The 17,421-nt window shown below is 66.4% G+C and carries 17 protein-coding genes; 8 read left to right on the top strand and 9 right to left on the bottom strand.

Going from position 1 to position 17,421, the window contains the following annotated elements; translation table 11 throughout:
* Positions 1-64: 64 nt before the first annotated feature.
* Both dapD and dapC read right to left on the bottom strand, forming a co-directional pair.
* Positions 65-892: a 2,3,4,5-tetrahydropyridine-2,6-dicarboxylate N-succinyltransferase gene (dapD, locus tag ACSQ8Y_RS14785; protein WP_436267214.1), complete on the bottom strand. Its 828-nt coding sequence runs from the start codon at positions 890-892 to the stop codon at positions 65-67.
* An 11-nt stretch (positions 893-903) separates the two neighbouring features.
* Complete coding sequence (gene dapC / locus ACSQ8Y_RS14780) at positions 904-2,118, bottom strand: succinyldiaminopimelate transaminase (RefSeq protein WP_436267213.1); 1,215 nt, start codon at positions 2,116-2,118, stop codon at positions 904-906.
* 184 nt (positions 2,119-2,302) lie between these two features.
* Between dapC and ACSQ8Y_RS14775 the strand changes: the two genes are divergently transcribed.
* Positions 2,303-4,150: a DUF4153 domain-containing protein gene (locus ACSQ8Y_RS14775; RefSeq protein ID WP_436267212.1), complete on the top strand. Its 1,848-nt coding sequence runs from the start codon at positions 2,303-2,305 to the stop codon at positions 4,148-4,150.
* 2 nt (positions 4,151-4,152) lie between these two features.
* Here ACSQ8Y_RS14775 and ACSQ8Y_RS14770 read toward each other — a convergent pair whose 3' ends face one another.
* Positions 4,153-4,509, bottom strand: coding sequence for a MerR family transcriptional regulator (locus ACSQ8Y_RS14770; protein ID WP_436267211.1), 357 nt, complete (start codon positions 4,507-4,509; stop codon positions 4,153-4,155).
* A 66-nt stretch (positions 4,510-4,575) separates the two neighbouring features.
* Between ACSQ8Y_RS14770 and ACSQ8Y_RS14765 the strand changes: the two genes are divergently transcribed.
* Both ACSQ8Y_RS14765 and ACSQ8Y_RS14760 read left to right on the top strand, forming a co-directional pair.
* Complete coding sequence (locus tag ACSQ8Y_RS14765) at positions 4,576-4,989, top strand: hypothetical protein (protein ID WP_436267210.1); 414 nt, start codon at positions 4,576-4,578, stop codon at positions 4,987-4,989.
* A 28-nt stretch (positions 4,990-5,017) separates the two neighbouring features.
* On the top strand, positions 5,018-5,515 hold the full coding sequence (locus ACSQ8Y_RS14760; protein ID WP_436267209.1) for a VOC family protein: 498 nt from the start codon (positions 5,018-5,020) through the stop codon (positions 5,513-5,515).
* Here ACSQ8Y_RS14760 and ACSQ8Y_RS14755 read toward each other — a convergent pair.
* A complete protein-coding gene (locus ACSQ8Y_RS14755; RefSeq protein WP_436267208.1) occupies positions 5,492-6,244 on the bottom strand; it encodes a Mut7-C RNAse domain-containing protein in 753 nt (250 codons plus the stop codon). The genes ACSQ8Y_RS14760 and ACSQ8Y_RS14755 overlap by 24 nt on opposite strands.
* A gap of 41 nt (positions 6,245-6,285) precedes the next feature.
* On the opposite strand from ACSQ8Y_RS14755, the gene ACSQ8Y_RS14750 reads away from it, so the two are divergent.
* The gene (locus ACSQ8Y_RS14750) at positions 6,286-6,675 is read left to right on the top strand and encodes a VOC family protein (protein ID WP_436267207.1); all 390 of its coding nucleotides are present in this window, start codon (positions 6,286-6,288) and stop codon (positions 6,673-6,675) included.
* 38 nt (positions 6,676-6,713) lie between these two features.
* Here the strand turns inward: ACSQ8Y_RS14750 and ACSQ8Y_RS14745 are convergent, their stop codons facing one another.
* Entirely contained in the window at positions 6,714-7,700 is a 987-nt protein-coding gene (locus ACSQ8Y_RS14745; RefSeq protein ID WP_436267206.1) for a dipeptidase, read from the bottom strand.
* A gap of 133 nt (positions 7,701-7,833) precedes the next feature.
* Here ACSQ8Y_RS14745 and ACSQ8Y_RS14740 point away from each other — a divergent pair, with 133 nt between their 5' ends.
* Positions 7,834-9,087 (top strand): DEAD/DEAH box helicase, encoded by a 1,254-nt coding sequence (locus ACSQ8Y_RS14740; RefSeq protein ID WP_436267205.1) that lies wholly within the window; start codon positions 7,834-7,836, stop codon positions 9,085-9,087.
* Positions 9,088-9,355: 268 nt separating this feature from the next.
* On the opposite strand, the gene ACSQ8Y_RS14735 is transcribed toward ACSQ8Y_RS14740, so the two are convergent.
* Genes ACSQ8Y_RS14735 through ACSQ8Y_RS14720 form a run of 4 tightly spaced genes read right to left on the bottom strand, consistent with a single transcriptional unit; the run spans position 9,356 to position 12,683 of the window.
* Complete coding sequence (locus ACSQ8Y_RS14735) at positions 9,356-10,003, bottom strand: hypothetical protein (RefSeq protein WP_436267204.1); 648 nt, start codon at positions 10,001-10,003, stop codon at positions 9,356-9,358.
* Positions 10,000-10,953 carry an MlaD family protein gene (locus tag ACSQ8Y_RS14730; RefSeq protein WP_436267203.1) on the bottom strand — a complete coding sequence of 318 codons (954 nt, stop codon included), beginning with the start codon at positions 10,951-10,953 and terminating at the stop codon, positions 10,000-10,002. The genes ACSQ8Y_RS14735 and ACSQ8Y_RS14730 overlap by 4 nt, the downstream gene beginning before the upstream one ends.
* A gap of 13 nt (positions 10,954-10,966) precedes the next feature.
* Entirely contained in the window at positions 10,967-11,764 is a 798-nt protein-coding gene (locus ACSQ8Y_RS14725) for an MlaE family ABC transporter permease (protein ID WP_436267202.1), read from the bottom strand.
* Between the two features lie 22 nt (positions 11,765-11,786).
* Entirely contained in the window at positions 11,787-12,683 is an 897-nt protein-coding gene (locus ACSQ8Y_RS14720; RefSeq protein ID WP_436267201.1) for a LysR family transcriptional regulator, read from the bottom strand.
* 141 nt (positions 12,684-12,824) lie between these two features.
* Here ACSQ8Y_RS14720 and ACSQ8Y_RS14715 point away from each other — a divergent pair, with 141 nt between their 5' ends.
* The 3 genes from ACSQ8Y_RS14715 to ACSQ8Y_RS14705 all read left to right on the top strand — a co-directional run bounded on the left by ACSQ8Y_RS14715 (position 12,825) and on the right by ACSQ8Y_RS14705 (position 17,404).
* Positions 12,825-14,249, top strand: coding sequence for an MFS transporter (locus ACSQ8Y_RS14715; protein WP_436267200.1), 1,425 nt, complete (start codon positions 12,825-12,827; stop codon positions 14,247-14,249).
* Between the two features lie 59 nt (positions 14,250-14,308).
* On the top strand, positions 14,309-17,128 hold the full coding sequence (locus tag ACSQ8Y_RS14710; RefSeq protein ID WP_436267199.1) for a M16 family metallopeptidase: 2,820 nt from the start codon (positions 14,309-14,311) through the stop codon (positions 17,126-17,128).
* 75 nt (positions 17,129-17,203) lie between these two features.
* On the top strand, positions 17,204-17,404 hold the full coding sequence (locus ACSQ8Y_RS14705; RefSeq protein ID WP_436267198.1) for a hypothetical protein: 201 nt from the start codon (positions 17,204-17,206) through the stop codon (positions 17,402-17,404).
* The last annotated feature ends 17 nt before the right edge of the window (positions 17,405-17,421 follow it).

The raw sequence follows: 17,421 nt of genomic DNA, 5'->3' as shown, positions 1-17,421 counted from the left end.
CGACATAATCAACATTGAAAGATGCTGCGTAGGGCGGGTTAGCGAAGCGTAACCCGCCAGTGCATCAAATACCGCGCAGCAGTTCGTTGATGCCGGTCTTGGCGCGGGTCTTTGCGTCGACGCGCTTGACGATCACCGCGCAGTACAGGCTGTACTTGCCGTCGTCGGACGGCAGCGAACCCGATACCACCACCGAACCCGACGGGATGCGGCCATAGGTGACTTCGCCGGTGGCGCGGTCGTAGATTTTGGTCGACTGGCCGATGTAGACGCCCATCGAGATCACCGAGTTCTCTTCCACGATCACGCCTTCGACAATCTCCGAGCGCGCGCCGATGAAGCAGTTGTCTTCGATGATGGTCGGATTGGCTTGCATCGGTTCGAGCACGCCGCCGATGCCGACGCCGCCGGACAGGTGGACGTTCTTGCCGATCTGCGCGCAGGAGCCGACGGTGGCCCAGGTGTCGACCATGGCGCCTTCATCGACGTAGGCGCCGATGTTGACGTAGGAAGGCATCAGCACCACGTTCTTGGCGATGAAGGAGCCGCGGCGCGCAACGGCCGGCGGCACCACGCGGAAACCGCCGGCCTGGAAGTCGGCTTCGGTGTAGTTGGCGAACTTGGTCGGCACCTTGTCGTAGAACTGCATGGTGCCGTCGGACGGCAGCACCACGTTGTTCTCCAGGCGGAACGACAGCAGCACGGCTTTCTTGATCCACTGGTTCACAACCCAGGTGCCGGTGTCCTTCTGCGCCACGCGCAGGGAGCCGTTGTCCAGGCCCGCCAGCACGTGCGATACCGCGTCGCGCAGTTCGGCGCTGCCGTTGCCAGGGTTGATCTCGGCGCGGTTGTCCCAGGCTTGGTCGATGATGTTTTGCAGTTGTTGGGTCATGGTGCTCTTCTTTATTTAGTCAGGTTTTTGCAGAATTGGACGATGCGGCGTGCCGCTTCCAGGCCTTCCTCGGCCTCGGCGACCAGCGCCATGCGTATGCGGTTGCGGCCCGGGTTGATGCCGTGCGCGTCGCGCGCCAGGTAGCTGCCAGGCAGTACGGTCACATTATATTCGGCGTACAGGCGCTGGGCGAAGTCGGTGTCCGACAGGCCGGTGCGGCTGACGTCGGCCCACAGGTAGAAGCCCGCGTCCGGCAGCGCCACGTCCATCACTTCCTGCAGCAGCGGGGTGATGGCGGCGAACTTGGCGCGGTACTGGGCGCGGTTGGCTTCGACGTGGGTCTCGTCGTTCCAGGCCGCCACCGACGCAGCTTGCACGGAAGGGCTCATGGCCCCGCCGTGGTAGGTGCGGTACAACAGGAATTTTTTCAGCACCTCGGCGTCGCCGGCGACAAAGCCGGAACGCATGCCCGGCACGTTGGAGCGTTTCGACAGGCTGGAGAACACCACCAGGCGCGCGTAGGGCCGCTCGATCGTGGACAGACCCAGGATGTGGGCCGCCTGCAGCGCGCCCAGCGGCGCTTCGTCGCCGTGGTAGATCTCGGAGTAGCACTCGTCGGCGGCGATGATGAAGTCGTAGCGCTCGGACAGCGCGAACAAATGCTCCCAGTCCGTCAGCGTCAGCACGGCGCCGGTCGGATTGCCGGGCGAGCACAGGAACAGCAGGCGCACGCGCTCCCATACGGAAACAGGAATGCTGTCGTAGTCGCAGCCGAAGTTGCGGGCCGGGTCGGAATTGACGAAATAGGGCTCGGCGCCGGCCAGGTAGGCCGCGCCTTCGTAGATCTGGTAGAACGGATTGGGCGACACCACCAGCGAGTTGGCGGCCGGATCGATCACGGTCTGCGCCAGCGCGAACAGCGCTTCGCGCGAACCGTTCACCGGCAGCACCTGCGTGGCCGGGTTCAGCGCCGGCAGGCCGTAGCGGCGTTCCAGCCAGCCGCAGATGGCGCCGCGCAGCGCCTCGGAACCTATCGTGGTCGGGTAGTTGGCCAGGCCGTTGATGTTGTCGACCAGCGCCTGCTGGATGAAGGGCGGCGTCGGATGCTTCGGTTCGCCCATGCCCAGGCTGATGGCGGAATAGGCGGCGTTCGGCTTGACCTGCGCGAACAACTGGCGCAGTTTTTCGAACGGATAAGGTTGCAGCTTGTCGAGATGTGGATTCACAGGCGGGCCAGAGAGCGGAAATCGGAACCAGCCATTATAGCGCCAGCGGCGCACGGCTGTGCGGCGTGGCGGAGATGAGCGGTATGGCGGCGCGGGATGTGAAACCGGTAAGGTGTATTAATTGACAATGAACAGTCTATGCCATGCCATAATGCGCTCTTCCGGAAGTACAGAGAAAGCCCGCATGCAAGCCGAATCCACGCAAGAATCGAGGAAGGAATCCGCGCAGGTCAGCCTGGAGGCATCCACCACGCGCGCCACCGGCTATGCGCGGCTTGCGGTAGGTCTGTCGCAAGGCGTCCTGCTTTACCTGTTGTACGCGGCGGACCAGCACAATAGCTGGCCGGCCAGCGTACCCTTGCTGTTCGTGCCCATGCTGATGGCCGGCTTGCTGCTGCCAGTCCTGCTGATCTCCAGCCTGGGCCACATCGGCGGCAGGCGGCTGGCGGCCTGGATGGCGGTGGCGGCGGCGACCGTCGTGGCGCTGGCGCTGCACGACGCCTGGCGCAATGTGGGCGGGCAGGGCTTCAAGGGCGCCGCTGGCCAGTCGCGCTATCCGTCGACGCTGCTGTCGGTCTTCATCCTGGTCTTTTTCTTCATCGCGCACTCGCTGGTGATGGCCGGCGTGCAGGAGGGGCGCCGGCTGGCAGCTTATGCCACCTACTTCGAGACCGCGTGGAAGCTGTTCATCCAGGCCATGTTCTCGGCGCTGTTTGTCGGCGTGCTGTGGCTCATGCTCAACCTGGGCAGCGCGCTGTTCATGCTGGTCAAGCTGGATTTCCTGAAAAAGCTGCTGGGCCACGCCTGGTTCAATGCGCCGGTGCTGTGCTTCGCCTTCGCCAGCGCCATGCACATCACCGACGTGCGGCCCGCCATCGTGCGTGGCATCCGCACGCTGCTGCTGGTGCTGATGTCCTGGCTGCTGCCGGTGACGGTGATGCTATTGGGCGGCTTCCTGGCCATGCTGCCGTTCACCGGGCTGGAATCGCTGTGGAAGACCGGCCATGCCACCGCCGCGCTGCTGGGCGCGGGCGCCATGCTGGTGGTCTTCATCAATGCCGCCTACCAGAATGGGGAAGTGGCGGACGGCGTGGCCGGCGTGCTGCGTGCGAGTGCGCGCATCGCCGCCGTGCTGATGCTGCCCGTGACGGCCATCGCCGTGTACGCGCTGGGCTTGCGCGTGGGCGACTACGGCTGGAGTTCGGACCGCATCATCGCTGCCGCCTGCCTGCTGGTGGCCGCTTGCTACGCGCTGGGTTACGCCTATGCCGCCGGCCAGCGGGCTGCCTGGCTGCCTACCGTGGCCATGACCAATATCGGCGCGGCCTGGCTGGTGCTGGCCGTGCTGCTGGCGCTGTTCACGCCGATCGCCGACCCGGCCCGCATTTCGGTCAACAGCCAGATGGCGCGGCTGGAGCGGGGCGAGGTGACGGCGAAGGCGTTCGACTACGGCTACCTCAGGTTTGAAGGCGCGCGCTACGGCCGCGCCGCGCTCGAGCGGCTGAAGGCCGCCACCGGCCCGGATGCCGCGCTTAAGCGTGCGGGCGCCATCGAGGCGCTGAGCAAGGACTATCGCTTCCAGGTGCATGGGCCGGCGGCGAAAGCGGCGTCCAGCGCCGACATCGGGGCCAACCTCACCGTCTGGCCCAAGGGCGCCACGCTGCCGGACGGTTTCCCGCTGAGCGGCTGGGAAAAGGAAACGCCCCAAAGCGACACCGGGCCGCTGTGCCTGCGCAAGTTCGGGCAGCCGTGCGACGCCTTTATTCTCGACCTGACCGGCGACGGCAAACCGGAAGTGTTGCTGGTCGGCGCCGAACGCGAGGTCGGCACGGCCGTGTTGGGCGAGGTGGACGGCAAGTGGGAAAACCTTGGCCATCTGCCGTATGACGCGTCCGGCTGCCCAGCTCTGCTGTCCAAGTTGAAATCCGGGAAATTCCAGGCCATACCCAAGCCGGTTCAGGATCTGCAGGTGGATGGCCAGCGCCTGGTGATCGAGCGCAATCGGCAGCTTCCGCAGCCCGGCTGCCGCTGAGCTTAGCGCAAGGGACAGTCGGCCATGGGCGCGTCCAGGCGGCGCGCGAGCTCCGCGCGCAACTGCGCGAGGCCGGCGATGCGCTGGTCGATTTCGGCCAGTTTGGCCTGCAGCGCCACGCGCAGCTGTTCGGCCGACGCGTCCGGCGCCGCCAGCAGCGGCAGGTCGGCCTCGATTTCGGCCAGGCTGAAACCGAGCTGCTGCGCGGTGCGGATGTAGCGCAGCCAGTCCACCGCCTCGGGCGGGTAGTCGCGGTAGCCGTTGGCGCCGCGGCGCGCAGTCAGCAGGCCGCGCTTCTCGTAGAAGCGCAGCGTGTCGCGGCTGATGCCCGTGGCGCTGGCGATTTCTCCAATCTGCATAGTTCCCCCTTGACCCTGGAGTGTACTCCAGGCTTTAGCATGAAGTTCCACTACCAAGGAGCTTTTATGCCCAGCCTCGCCGCATTCCGCCGCATCGTCCGCGCCAGCGCCATCTACGACCTGGTGCTCGCCGCGCCCTTCGCCACGCCGTGGACCTTCGGCTTGATGGTGGCCCAGCTGTCGGCCGCCAACCAGCAGCTCGGCGGGACGGCGCTGCCCGCGTTCGCGCCGTTCCACGTGCTGTTCGCCTGCCTGATGGGCAGCATCGTGCTGGTGTGGTCGGTGCTGCGCATCGCCGACCCGCAGCCGCGCTTCGGCCGTTACGACGCCGCCGGGCGCCTGCTGTTCTCGACATGGATGGCGTGGACCCTCGCCGTCACCGGCGAACCCCTGATCTGGCTGTTCCTGCTGCCCGAAGCTGCCTGGTGCGTCGCCCAGTGCCTGCCCGTGCGCCGCCCGCTGCGCGCCGGTGTAATATAGGCAACCTTGTCACTTGAGGAGGTACGTTATGGCCAGTATCCAGCAAATCGTTCCCTGCCTGTGGTTCGACTCCCAGGCGGAAGACGCCGCCAGGTACTACACCGGCATCTTCGACAATTCCAGGATCACCTTGGTCACGCACTATACGGAAGCGGGCAAGGACATCCACGGCCGCGAGCCCGGTTCGGTATTGACAGTGGAGTTCGAACTGAACGGCGTGCCGTTCACAGCCCTCAACGGCGGCCCGCAGTTCAAGTTCAGCGAGGCGGTATCGTTCCAGGTGATGTGCGAAAGCCAGCAGGAAGTGGACCGCTTCTGGCTGCACCTGGGCGAGGGCGGCGATCCGGCCGCGCAGCAGTGCGGCTGGCTGAAGGACAAATTCGGCGTATCCTGGCAGGTGGTGCCGCGCGTGCTGATCGACATGATCAAGGAAAGCGGCTCGCAGAAGGCCGAACGCGTCATGGCCGCCTTGATGCCGATGAAGAAGCTCGATATCGCCGGGCTACAGCGCGCCTACGCCGGCTAGCACGGCGCGCATGCGCTGCCAGTGCGAGCCTTGCCAGAACACGCCGCCGCACACGTCGCAGGCGACGAACAACTGGTGCCGCTCGCGCACGGCGGGCGGCAGCCGGTGCAGGACCTCGTCCTTGCCGACGGCGCGCAGCGGCGCGTTGCAGCGCAGGCAGCGCGTGAAAGGACGCATGCTGGCGGCCAGGTCGAGCCGGTCCACGATTTCGCGCAGTTGCAGTTCGGGTTTGAGCGCGCGCACATAGCAGCCGTGCGTGACACCGCGCCGCTTCAGCAGGTCGCGGTCGCGCGTCAGCACGATGCGCTGCTGCTCGGCCGAGATGACTTCGATTTCACGGTCGCCCATGTTGTTGTCGTACAGCGTATCGAAGCCCGCCATGCGCAGGAAACGCGCCAGGCCGCCGAGGTGGGCGTCGGCGATGAAGCGCAGGCCGTAGCCGAGCATGCGCAGCGGGTGCTCGCGCACGCGCAGCAGGGAACTGATGTCGAAGGATTCGAACTTGGGGTAGACCGCCACCCGGTCGCCGTCCCGCAGCATGCGCCCGAAGCCGCAGGACTCGCCGTTCACCAGTACCAGCTCCACTTCGGTGTGCGGCACGCCGAGCGCCTCGATCATGTGCTTGGCGGTGGCGGCGCGCGCGCAGGGCGCGTCGAACTCGCGCCGGCGCCGCGCGGGCGGCAGGAAGTCGTTGAGCTCTTCGTAGAAGCGGAACGTCGCGGTCACCATGATGCGAGTATCATCCCCCTATCCCTGAAAGGAGGCAAGCCATGCAAGCGCAACCCCTTATCGCTGTCAGCGATGTCGAGGCCAGCAGCCGCTGGTATCAAATGGTGCTGGGCTGCCGCAGCGGCCACGGCGGCAAGGACTACGAACAGCTGATGTTCGGCGAACACATGATATTGCAGTTGCACCGGTGGGAGGCGCACGGCCACCTGCACCTGGGCGATCCGGAGTCGCGCCCCTACGGCAACGGCGTGCTGCTGTGGTTCTATACCGAGGATTTCGACGAGGCCGTGGACCGCGCCGCAGCCGCCTCGGCCAAGGTGCTGGACGGTCCGCGCGAAAACGCCAACGCCTCGCACCGCGAGATCTGGCTGCGCGATCCGGACGGCTACGTGGTCGTCATCGCCGGGCCGTATGGCGACATGGGTATGTGATTGTTGCGGCGGTGCGCGCGCTGAGCGGGCAGCCGGCCTTACGCTGGCTCGTGGGCCCCGGTGCCGCACCAGACCTGCTGGGCCACGCGCATCATATTGCGGCCCATCACCATTTCGATCTCGTTGACCGACATGCCCAGCTTGCGCAGTTCCGGTGCGATGGCGCGCCACACGGTGGGCGGGGTGAAGGTCGGCGGCGAGTCGGCGCGGTAGCCGGCCGAGGCGGGCCACCAGTGGGAAGGGTCGAAGCCGCCGGGCGGCGTGTCGTCCAGGTCCTTTTGCTGGAAGCAGATATCGGTGCCGATGCCCACGTGGGCCACGCCGGCCAGTTCGGCGATGTAGGCCACGTGGCGCGCCAGGTCGGCCGCGCCGGGGTTCTCCTTGCCGAGGAACCAGGACAGGCCGGACACGCACACCACGCCGCCGGTGCCGGCGCAAGCGAGGATCTGCTCGTCGGTGGCGTTGCGGCCGTGCCGCACCAGCGTATAGGCGTTGGCGTGGCTGAAGATCACCGGCTTGGACGACGCGGCCATGATGTCGAGCGTGCTGCGCACGCTGGTGTGCGAGCAATCCATCAGCAAGCCGGCGTCGTTTACCGCCTGCACCATGCGTTCGCCCAGCGCCGTCAGGCCGCGCGCGCCTTCATGGCAGCCGCCGGCCACGCTATTGTCGCGGTTGTAGGCGAAGTGGATCTGGCGCACGCCCAGCTGCGCATACAGCGCCACCATGTCGGTCTGGTCCAGCAGCGGCATCGACCCTTCCAGGTCGAAAGTGATGGCCATCTTGCCGTCGGCGGCGGCCTGGATGATGTCGTCGACGCTGGAGACGAGCACGAAGCGCTCCGGTTCGGCCGCGATGGTGGCGCGGTAGCCGGCGATCACGGACATTACCTGCGAGACGGGGTTCATATCGCCGCCCACGTTCAGCGACACGTAGTTCACGCCTGCCGCATGCAGTTGTGCCACCGGCGTGAAGTCCGCTTGCGGGTGCTGCGGCAGGCAAATGTGGGCGTCCCAGTTGATCATCGGCGTACTTTGGAATGTTTGAAAGTTGCCAATATTCCCACGAATGCCTGTAACGAGCAAGCTGCTATTCGCATGGGGGAGGGCGGGTGGCGTATACTAGCGGGTTCTCCACGCCACACATAACAAGGCTTCCATGTCCTTCTCCTCGCTGGGCCTCGCTCCCTCGCTGATCAATGCCGTTACCGAAATCGGCTACACCGAGCCGACGGCCATCCAGTCCGCCGCCATCCCCGCCGCCCTGCGCGGCGAGGACATCCTGGGCGCCGCGCAGACCGGTTCCGGCAAGACGGCCGCGTTCGCGCTGCCGATGCTCAACGCACTGCTGGCCAGAAAAGGCGGACGCGCCGCTGCGCAGGGCTTGCACGGACTGGTGCTGGTGCCGACCCGCGAACTGGCGTCGCAGGTGGGCGAGGCGATCCGCGAACTGGCGCAGCACTTGCCGTGTCCGGTCAAGGTCTCCACCGTGTTCGGCGGCGTGTCGATCAATCCCCAAATGATGGCGCTGCGCGGCGGCGCCGACATCGTGGTCGCCACGCCGGGCCGCCTGCTGGACCTGATCGAGCACAATGCGCTGGACATTTCGGCCACCGCCACGCTGGTGCTGGACGAGGCGGACCGCCTGCTCGACCTGGGTTTCACCGAGGAGATCGGACGCATCCTGGCGCTGCTGCCGGCGCGCCGCCAGAACCTGTTCTTCTCCGCCACATTCCCGTCGGCGGTGCAGTCGCTGGCGCACCACCTGCTGCGCAACCCGGTGCGGATCGAAGCCGCGTCGGCGCCGGAGCACGAGCCGGACATCGCGCAGCGCGCCATCGAAGTGGACGCGGTGCGCCGCCAGGTGCTGCTCAAGCATCTGATCAAGGAGAACAGATGGAGCCGGGTGCTCGTGTTCGTCGCCACCAAGTACGCGTCCGAGCACGTGGCCGAGAAGCTGCGCCGCAACGGCATCCGTGCCGAAGCCTTCCACGGCGACTTCAGCCAGGGCGCGCGCACCGAAGTGCTGGCCGACTTCAAGAACACGCGACTGCAGGTGCTGGTGGCGACCGACGTGGCCGCGCGCGGCATCGACATCGCGCAATTGCCGGTGGTGGTCAATTTCGATTTGCCGCGCGCGCCGGCCGAGTACACGCACCGCATCGGCCGTACCGGCCGCGCGGGCGCCGGCGGCATCGCGGTGACGTTCGTCAGCCCGGACACGGAAGCGCATATGCGCTTGATAGAGAACCGGCTCGGCATCCGCGTGCCGCGCGAGCAGATCGCCGGTTTCGAGCCGACCGGGTCCGCGCCGTTGGTGCACGCCGCCACCGACACCGTCAACGGCGGCATCAAGGGCAAGCGCAAGAGCAAGAAAGACAAGCTGCGCGAAGCGGCTGCGGCCGCTGAATAGCCGCAGACGGCTCCTGGCGGGTTAGCGCATGGCGCGTAACCCGCCGGAGCCGTCGAAACGCATGCAAAGCGGCTGGGGTCAGGCCTGCATTCGTGCATTCCTTGTTGTAGGGAAACGCACGAATGCATCCTCGACGGCCCCGCCTGAGCAGGGAGATTCCAGAGATTGCCTATCTAATTTGCAAGCAATGCACGAATGCAGGCCTGACCCCAGGGGGACGCAGGAATGCACGAATGCAGGGCTCGGCGCCCCCGCCTGACCCCAGGGGTTATTCGGTGGCCAGGGCGATGCGGCGCCGCAGGCGGGCGGCTTCGGCGGCGTCGCCGGATTTGTCGGCGCGCAGGGCCTGGACGTTGAGCCAGGCCAGTAGGGGGCGGCGCCAGCCTTGGGCCGATGCGGTATCGACCGCCGCCGCCAATACTTCGGGCGTGGCGCGGTTGGCGCGGAACACGGCGCCGGCCGCCACCAGCCGCGACAGGGGATCGGCGATCGCCAGCACGGCCGCGCCGGCCGCCGCATCGCTGGCGGCGCCTGCCACCGCGCGGTGCTGTTCCGGCAGGCGCGCCGCGTCGGACGCGGGCAGACGGCCGGCCAGGTAGGCGGCGTAGGCGATGTCGGCGCCGGACGCGTCGTGCACGTACTGTTCAAAGCCGGGACACTCCTCCAGCACCAGCGACGCCACCCGCGTGGCGCAGCGCGCCAGCTCGGCGCGTATGGCCAGTTCGACGCTGCCCGTGCTGCCGATCTGGCTGCGCGCGCGGGCGAATTCGCTCGCTTCGATGCTGTCCTTGCCGCTCAAATATGCCGACGTGGCGCGCTCCAGCGAACTGTGGGCGTTCAATTTCCAGTCCGGCACGGGGGGATTGTTGCCGCAGGCGGTCAGCAGCGCCGCGCCCAGTATGACGATCTTCTTCATGGCAGTTTGATCTCCGTTTCGCGCTTGAACGGCCATTTGCGGTTGATTTCGTTGATCAGCTGTTCGATCTTTCGGAGGTTGGCGTCGACGTCGCCGCGCAGCGCGCCCAGGTCTTGCGTGGCCACGCGCGCGTTGGCGCCCACCGCCTGCGCCTCGGCCAGCACCGCGTCCAGTTTCTTCAGGCTGTCGCGCGCGTCGGCCAGCAGGCCGTTCATCTGCTTGACCGCAGCCTGGGTGTCGGTCATCACCCCGTCCTTGCCGAACACGCGGCTGTCCGCGTTGCCGATCAATTTGTCGGCCTTGAGTATCAGCGAATTGGCGTTGCGCAGCAGCTCCTGGGCCTTCTTGTCCTCGCCGGCGATGAAGCCCATCGCGCCGCCCGGGCCGTTCAGGCGCTCTGTAACGCCTTTCACATTCTCCAGGCTGGCGCCGAGCGCGGAGTCGCTCGCCGTCAGGTTGCTCAGGTTCTGCAGCAACTCCTTGGCGGAATTCAGCAGGCGGGGAATCTCGGCCGCGACGTCGCCCACCAGCAGCTCGCGCGTGGCGCCGTCGGCCAGCGGCGGGTCGGTCGGGATGCCGCTGAAGGCGCGCAGCTTGGCGCCGCCCACCAGGCCGCGCTCCAGCGTAAAGATGCTGCTGTTGCGCAGCCAGTGCGCGTCCTTGGTCGGCACGTCCACCAGCACCCGCGCCTTGCCGTCCTTGCCCAGTTCGATGCGCTGCACGCGGCCGATGGGGAAGCCCGCGTAAGTGACGTCCATGCCGACGCCGACGCCGTCGGAGTCGTCGGCCGTCAGCACCAGCCTTTGCGTGGCCTCGAAGGCGCCGCGCGCATACAGCAGGTAGACGGCCGTGCCGGCGACCAGCACGAACATCAGCACCAGCAGCAGGGCGGCTTTGAATTCGGCGTTGCGGACGGGGGAGGCTTCGGGAGCTGGTGTCGGTTCGTTCATGAGGGTTCCGGGTTCAGTAGTAGTTGCCAACCAGGGAGGCGGCTTCGATCAGCAGCAGCACGGAAAACATGCGCACCATGTCGGACAGGCCGTGCACGTGGCGCAGCCGCCAGGAGCCGATATGGAAGGACGAGGCGAGCGGGATCAGGCCGACGGCGAGGCTGAAGAAGAAGATCTTCAGCACCAGGATCAGCGCCACCGGCGGGGTGAAGATTTGGCCGACCACCCGCGTGTAGCCTTGCAGCGCGTAGGGCGTGAAGCCGTAGATGGCGAGGTAGGCCAGGATCAGTGTAAGGACGCAGCTGACGGCGCCCAGCAGCCATACCGAGAACATGCCGGCCACGGCGCGCGGAAAGAATTCGTCGCGCAGGCCGGCCATGCCGCCGAGCGCTGTCTTGCCCCGGGCCGCGGTGCGCAACTGCGCGAATTCCACGCCGGCCGGCAGCGTGCTGCGCAGGGCGACGAACAGGGCGGTGATGAGGGGGATCAGTTCCAGCACCAGCACGCGCACCACCATCTCCAGCGCGTAGCGCGACAGGCCGTAGCTCTGCGAGGTGACAACGACGATGCGGATGATGACAAGGCTGATCAGCGCGGACACCAGCGTGAACCACGGCAGGTGCGGCGCGCTGCCGAGCACCAGCTGGCGCGCGAGGGCGGGGCGGTGGCGCCGGTTGTAGCTGGACGGCGTGAGGGCCAGCGTGGCGACCAGCACGCTGAAGTGCAGTAGCTGCCACCAGCTCGCCAGCCAGTCCATGGCCCAGCGCTGCATGTCTTTCAGCGGGGATAAAAACGATGACTGTGTGCTCATGTTGGCATAGTAGCATTCGGCGCTATTCGCGGGGTGACGATACGGCCGCGGACGATTTGCCGGGGAACGATTCGATGATGGCGTCCGCCGCCGCGCGCACGCGGGCGCTGCGATTCAGGTCGCTGTGCATCACCAGGTAGACCTCGTAGCTTTGCTCGCGCTCGGGCCAGATGCGCACCAGGTCGGGCGTGGTCTCGGCGATGTGCGTGGCCAGCTCGCCTATGCCGAGACCGGCCTTGACAGCTTCATGCAGGATCAAGCCGGTGTTGACCTCCATCGCCACGCGCGCGTTGGCCACCGGCTCGCCACAGAGCTTGTCGGCATGGCGCGGCGCCACGCTGGCCTGGTAGATCACGATGTCGTGCCCGGCCAGCGCGTTGCCCGGCAAGGGCATGCCGTGCTTCTTGAGGTAGGCCCTGGAGGCGTACAAGCCCAGCGTGCGGCGGGTCAGGTGGCGCGAGATCAGGTCCGGACTGTCCGGGCGCACGGTGCGGATGGCCAGGTCGGCTTCGCGCCGGGTCAGGCTGGAGAGCTGGGTGGAGGCGCTCAGCACGATGCGGATGTCCGGATGGCGCACGTGCAAGCGCTGCATGGCTTCAATGACGAAATGGGCCGCCATGGTGTCGGACGTGGCTACGCGGATGGTGCCGCACAGGCGGTTGTCGATGCCCTGCATTTCGCGCTGCAGGCGGTCGGCGGCGGTCTCCATCTGCTCCGCGGCGCTGGCGGCCAGGTCGCCGGCGGGCGTGGCGACGTAGCCGCCGGGCGTGCGCAGGAACAGTTTGGCGTTGAGTGCCTTCTCCATCGCTGCCAGGCGGCGGCCCGCCGTGGCCTGGTCGATGTCGAGCTGCGCCGCCGCGCCGCGCAAGGTGCCGGCCCGGTGGATGGCGAGGAAGATGCGGGCGTTGTCCCAGTCCATGGCAGTCCCTTCAGGCGTTGGGTGATGCATTTTTGCAGCGGAGCGCCGATGTTATGCGTGTTTACTGCATTGCGCAAGCGGCCTACCATGCTGAATGCGCGGGTGCTGGTCCGTGCCGATGGTGTTCAAAAGGAGCAGGCAATGTCTGACAATTCAAGTGCGCTGCGGATTCGCGCCAATACCGGTCTCGATCCAGTACTGGCGCCGCCGCCGGGGGGCACGCTGACCCTGCTCACGCTGGCCATCGGCTTCGTGATGGCCATGGTCGACCTTACCGCCGTCAACACGGCGCTGTCCGACATCGGGCGCGACCTGGCGGTGCCGGTATCCGGCCTGGTGTGGGTGGTGGACGGCTACACGCTGACCTTCGCGGCCCTGCTGCTGGCCGGCGGCGCGCTGGGCGACAAGCTGGGCGCGCGCACCGCCTACATCGCAGGCCTGGCGGTCTTCATGCTGGGTTCCGTGCTGTGCGCCATCGCGCCCGGCGGCGCGGCGCTGACCGCCGCGCGCCTGCTGCAGGGTTCGGGCGCCGCGCTGTTCCTGCCCAACTCCCTGAGCCTGCTGACCCACACCTTCGAGGACGACCGCGTGCGCGCACGCATGGTCGGCACCTGGTCGGCCATGGTGGGCGCGTCGTCGGCGGCCGGGCCGCTGGCGGGCGGCATGCTGGTGCACGAATTCGGCTGGCGCAGCGTGTTCTGGGTCAACGTGCCATTGGGCCTGCTCGGCGTTTTCCTGGCGTACCGCTTGATTCCCGCCGTGAAGCCCCAGCCACGGCCGCTGTCCTTGGTCAGCCACGGCCTTGGCGTACTGGCGCTGGCGGGCCTGAGTTTTGTGCTGATCGAAGGGCCGGTGCTGGGCTGGGCGTCCTTGCCGCTGCTGGCTGCGCTGGGCGCCACGCTGCTGCTGGCGGCGGTGCTGGTGCGGCGCGAACGGCGCGCCGTACATCCCATCCTGCCGCGCGCGCTGCTGGGCAACGCCAGCTTCGCGGCCGCCAGCGCGACCGGCTTCCTGATCAATATGTCGGTGTTCGGGCAGTTGTTCCTGCTGAGCTTGTACGTGCAGCAGGCCGGCGGCGCGGATGCGCTGCACACCGGCTACACGCTGTTGCCGATGATGGCCGCTTTCACGATAGGGAATTTTTCATCCGGGCGGATTTCGGCCAAGGTGGGTTTGCGCCTGCCGCTGCTCGGCGGCCTGGCCGTGGGCGCGGCGATGGGTTTGCTGCTGCTGGCGCTGGCCTGCTGGGTGCCCATGATGACGATGGCGCCGCTGCTGGCGGTGATCGTGGCGATGAATGTGGCGGTCGGCGTGGCGATACCGGCCATGACGGCGACGGTGATGCAGGTGGCGGGCAAGGCGTATTCGAACAGCGCCGCCGCCGCCTTGAACGCGAACCGGCAGATCGGCGCGCTGGTTGGCGTGGCGCTGATGGGGACGGTGATCCACGCGCTTCCTGATTGGACGATGCGGCTGCCGGTGGCGTTCGGGGCGGCGGCGGCGGCGCTGGGGGCGGCGACCTTGCTGGTTCACCGCTACGTGCATCTTGCTCAGGCGATTCGGTAGTAGCGCAAATTGCAAGTTATCGTGTATGGTGGAGTTTTGCCCATGCCTTCGCGACAATAATGACCATACTGAAACTGCGCACCATCTCCGCCGCCGTTCTGCTTAGCTGCTCCCTGCTCGCGCAGGCGGAAATCAATATGAACGCCACGCTGCCGATGGCGCCCGACGTCAAGGTGGGCAAGCTGGCCAACGGCCTGACCTACTACATCAAGAAGAACGGCAAGCCGGAAAAGAAACTGGAACTGCGCCTGGTGGTGAAGGCCGGCTCCATCCTGGAAGACGAGGACCAGCGCGGCCTGGCCCACTTCACCGAGCACATGGCCTTCAACGGCTCCACCCACTTCAAGCGCCACGAACTGATCTCCTACCTGCAGTCGATCGGCGTGAAGTTCGGCGCGGACCTGAACGCCTATACCAGCTTCGACGAAACCGTCTACATGCTGCCCATCCCGACCGAGAAAAGGGAGAACGTCGAGACCGGTTTCAAGGTGCTGCAGGACTGGGCTGGCGGCTTGTCGTTGAACGATGCCGACATCGACAGCGAGCGCGGTATCGTGCTCGAGGAAATGCGCATCGGCAAAGGCGTCGGCGACCGCATGAACAAGGTGCTGATGCCCAAGCTGTTCAACGGCTCGCGCTACGCCGACCGCCTCCCGATCGGCCTGGAAGACACGCTGAAGACCTTCAAGCCGGAAGCCATCAAGCGCTTCTACAAGGACTGGTATCGTCCGGACTTGATGGCGGTGATGGTGGTGGGCGACATCGAGCCCGAGGAGGCGGAGAAGCTGGTGCGCAGCCATTTCAGCGACCTGAAGAACCCTGAGCAGCCGCGCGAGCGCAGCTACGCGCCGATTCCTGCGCGCGCCCATTCCGAGTCGCTGGTGTTCACGGACAAGGAGTCGCCGGCCAATATGCTGTACATCCGCTACGCCATCGCGCCCACCAGGGAGCGCACCGACTTCGCCGGCTTCCGCGAGAAGATGGTCGAGGGCATGGTGACCGTGATGCTGGGCCAGCGCATGAACGAGCTGACGCAGCAGGCCGAACCTCCGTTCATCCAGGGCGGCAGCAGCCTGGGCAAGGTGGCGCACGGCTACCGGTCCTTCAACGCGCTGGCGGTGCTGGGCAAGGGCGGCGCCGTCCCGGCCATCAACGCGCTGGTGCAGGAGGATGAGCGCGCGCGCCAGTTCGGCTTTACCGCGTCGGAACTGGAGCGCACCAAGAAGGGCATGCTGCGCCAGGTCGAGCGCGCCTACAACGAACGCGATAAATCCGAGTCCGCCAGCTTCGTGGCCGAGTTCTCGCGCAATTTCCTGGAGGGCGAGACCATGCCCGGCCTGGCCAATGAATACGCCTACGTCAATGAGCTGGTGCCCGGCGTGACGCTGGACGAGGTCAACGCCGCCGCGCGCCGCATCCTGCCGGCCGACCAGCACAAGCTGGTGGTCTACATGGGCAGCGACAAGGGGGAGCTGCCCGTGCCCAAGGGCGAAGACCTGCTGGCGGCGGTGGACGCGGCCGAGACGGTGGCGGTGAAGGCGCAGGCTGAAAAGGTCTACGCCACCAGCCTGATGGAAAAGCCGCCCAAGGCCGGCACCATCGTCAAGGAGACGGTCAACAAGGCGCTGGGCACGACCGAGCTCACGCTGGGCAACGGCGTGAAGGTGGTGCTCAAGCCGACCGACTTCAAAAACGACCAGGTGCTGATGGCCGCGCATCGCTTCGGCGGCCAGTCGCTGTACGACGTCAAGGACGTGTTCAACGCGCGCTACGCCAGTTCCATCGTCGGCCAGATGGGCTTGCTGAACTATTCGCCGACCGACATGCAGAAGATCCTGGCCGGCAAGACCGCGTCCTCCGGCGCCTCCATCGTGCAGCTGCTGGAAGGGCTGCGCGGCGGCGCCGGCAACAACGACGTGGAAACCATGCTGCAGCTGGCACACCTGGAATTCACCCAGCCGCGCAAGGACGAAGCGCTGTTCAACTCCTTCATCGGCAAGCAGCGCGAGCTGGCGCGCAGCGCGCTGCAGCGCCCCGAAGCCGTGTTCGGCGACGCGCTGACGGCCGCCCTGTACGACAACAATCCGCTGGTGCCGCGCGTGCCGCGCGTGGAGGACTTCGACCACATCCAGCTGGACCGCGTGATGGCGATCTACAAGGAGCGCTTCTCCAGCGCCAAGGGCTTCACCTTCTTCCTGGTCGGCAGTTTCGACGTGGCCAAGGTCAAGCCGCTGATCGCCACCTACCTGGCCAGTTTGCCCGCGCCGGCCATCCCGGTCGAGTACAAGGACCAGGGCGTCCGTCCGGTCAAGGGCGTGGTGAAGAAGGAAGTGTTCAAGGGCTCGGAGCCGAAGAGCACGGTCGCGCTGGTATTCACCGGCGAGGCCAAATACGGGGCCGAGGCGCAGATGCAGTTGCAGGCGCTGATCGAGGTGCTGAACATCAAACTGATCGAGACGCTGCGCGAGAAGATGGCCATGATATACGGCGGCCAGATCAGCGGCGGCCTGAGCAAGCGCCCCTACGGCGCTTACCAGATCCAGACCATGCTGCCTTGCGCACCGGAGAACACCGGGAAGGTGGCCGCCGCCGTCATGGACCTGATCAAGAAGGTGCAGGAAGAGGGGCCGGAGGCGGCCGACCTGGAAAAAGTGAAGGCGAACTGGACGACCACGCACCGCAAGGCGCTGCGCGAAAACGGCTATTGGCTGAGCCGCCTGCAAAGCGCCAGCCAGGACGGCACCGACGCGGCCGCATCCATCCTGAAGTACGAGGAACGGGTGGCTGCCATCAAGCCGGCCGACCTGCAGGCGGCAGCCAGGCGCTACTTCAATATGGAGAACTACCTGCAGATGGTGCTGTACCCGGAACCGAAGTAAGGCAGTGCCATGCTGCTACACTGTAGGCTGGACGTTCAAAGTAACGATGACAGTAACAGTGAAGGTGTAGCAAGCATGGCAAAGAAAAAAGAAGAGCTGGACGAGGAAACCCTGGCGCTGATCCACTGGTGTATCGAGGTGGAAGGTTTCCTGGTGCAGGGCGGGGCCACGGTCGACCAGGCCCAGGAACACATCGAAGAACAGATCGAATGGTTCACCGACCAGTTCTACGACGGCCTGACGCCGGAAGAGGCGGCGAAAGAAGCGCTGGCGTAAGCCGCTCCCGGGTTATG

Origin of the sequence: Pseudoduganella sp. LjRoot289 (assembly GCF_964252925.1) — a bacterium.
GTDB lineage: Bacteria > Pseudomonadota > Gammaproteobacteria > Burkholderiales > Burkholderiaceae_D > Rugamonas.
Note: the sequence above shows the minus strand (reverse complement) of the source record. Positions and strands in the feature narration are given on the sequence as shown.

What these genes read in the sequence shown, in the direction of transcription:
- ACSQ8Y_RS14745 (WP_436267206.1), bottom strand. Translation starts at nt 7,700, where the DNA reads ATGATCAACTGGGACGCCCACATTTGCCTGCCGCAGCACCCGCAAGCG.
- ACSQ8Y_RS14755 (WP_436267208.1), bottom strand. Translation starts at nt 6,244, where the DNA reads ATGGTGACCGCGACGTTCCGCTTCTACGAAGAGCTCAACGACTTCCTG.
- ACSQ8Y_RS14720 (WP_436267201.1), bottom strand. Translation starts at nt 12,683, where the DNA reads ATGGACTGGGACAACGCCCGCATCTTCCTCGCCATCCACCGGGCCGGC.
- ACSQ8Y_RS14760 (WP_436267209.1), top strand. Translation starts at nt 5,018, where the DNA reads ATGGCCAGTATCCAGCAAATCGTTCCCTGCCTGTGGTTCGACTCCCAG.
- ACSQ8Y_RS14750 (WP_436267207.1), top strand. Translation starts at nt 6,286, where the DNA reads ATGCAAGCGCAACCCCTTATCGCTGTCAGCGATGTCGAGGCCAGCAGC.
- ACSQ8Y_RS14740 (WP_436267205.1), top strand. Translation starts at nt 7,834, where the DNA reads ATGTCCTTCTCCTCGCTGGGCCTCGCTCCCTCGCTGATCAATGCCGTT.
- ACSQ8Y_RS14765 (WP_436267210.1), top strand. Translation starts at nt 4,576, where the DNA reads ATGCCCAGCCTCGCCGCATTCCGCCGCATCGTCCGCGCCAGCGCCATC.
- ACSQ8Y_RS14710 (WP_436267199.1), top strand. Translation starts at nt 14,309, where the DNA reads ATGACCATACTGAAACTGCGCACCATCTCCGCCGCCGTTCTGCTTAGC.
- ACSQ8Y_RS14775 (WP_436267212.1), top strand. Translation starts at nt 2,303, where the DNA reads ATGCAAGCCGAATCCACGCAAGAATCGAGGAAGGAATCCGCGCAGGTC.
- ACSQ8Y_RS14735 (WP_436267204.1), bottom strand. Translation starts at nt 10,003, where the DNA reads ATGAAGAAGATCGTCATACTGGGCGCGGCGCTGCTGACCGCCTGCGGC.
- ACSQ8Y_RS14705 (WP_436267198.1), top strand. Translation starts at nt 17,204, where the DNA reads ATGGCAAAGAAAAAAGAAGAGCTGGACGAGGAAACCCTGGCGCTGATC.
- ACSQ8Y_RS14715 (WP_436267200.1), top strand. Translation starts at nt 12,825, where the DNA reads ATGTCTGACAATTCAAGTGCGCTGCGGATTCGCGCCAATACCGGTCTC.
- ACSQ8Y_RS14770 (WP_436267211.1), bottom strand. Translation starts at nt 4,509, where the DNA reads ATGCAGATTGGAGAAATCGCCAGCGCCACGGGCATCAGCCGCGACACG.
- ACSQ8Y_RS14725 (WP_436267202.1), bottom strand. Translation starts at nt 11,764, where the DNA reads ATGAGCACACAGTCATCGTTTTTATCCCCGCTGAAAGACATGCAGCGC.
- ACSQ8Y_RS14730 (WP_436267203.1), bottom strand. Translation starts at nt 10,953, where the DNA reads ATGAACGAACCGACACCAGCTCCCGAAGCCTCCCCCGTCCGCAACGCC.
- dapD (WP_436267214.1), bottom strand. Translation starts at nt 892, where the DNA reads ATGACCCAACAACTGCAAAACATCATCGACCAAGCCTGGGACAACCGC.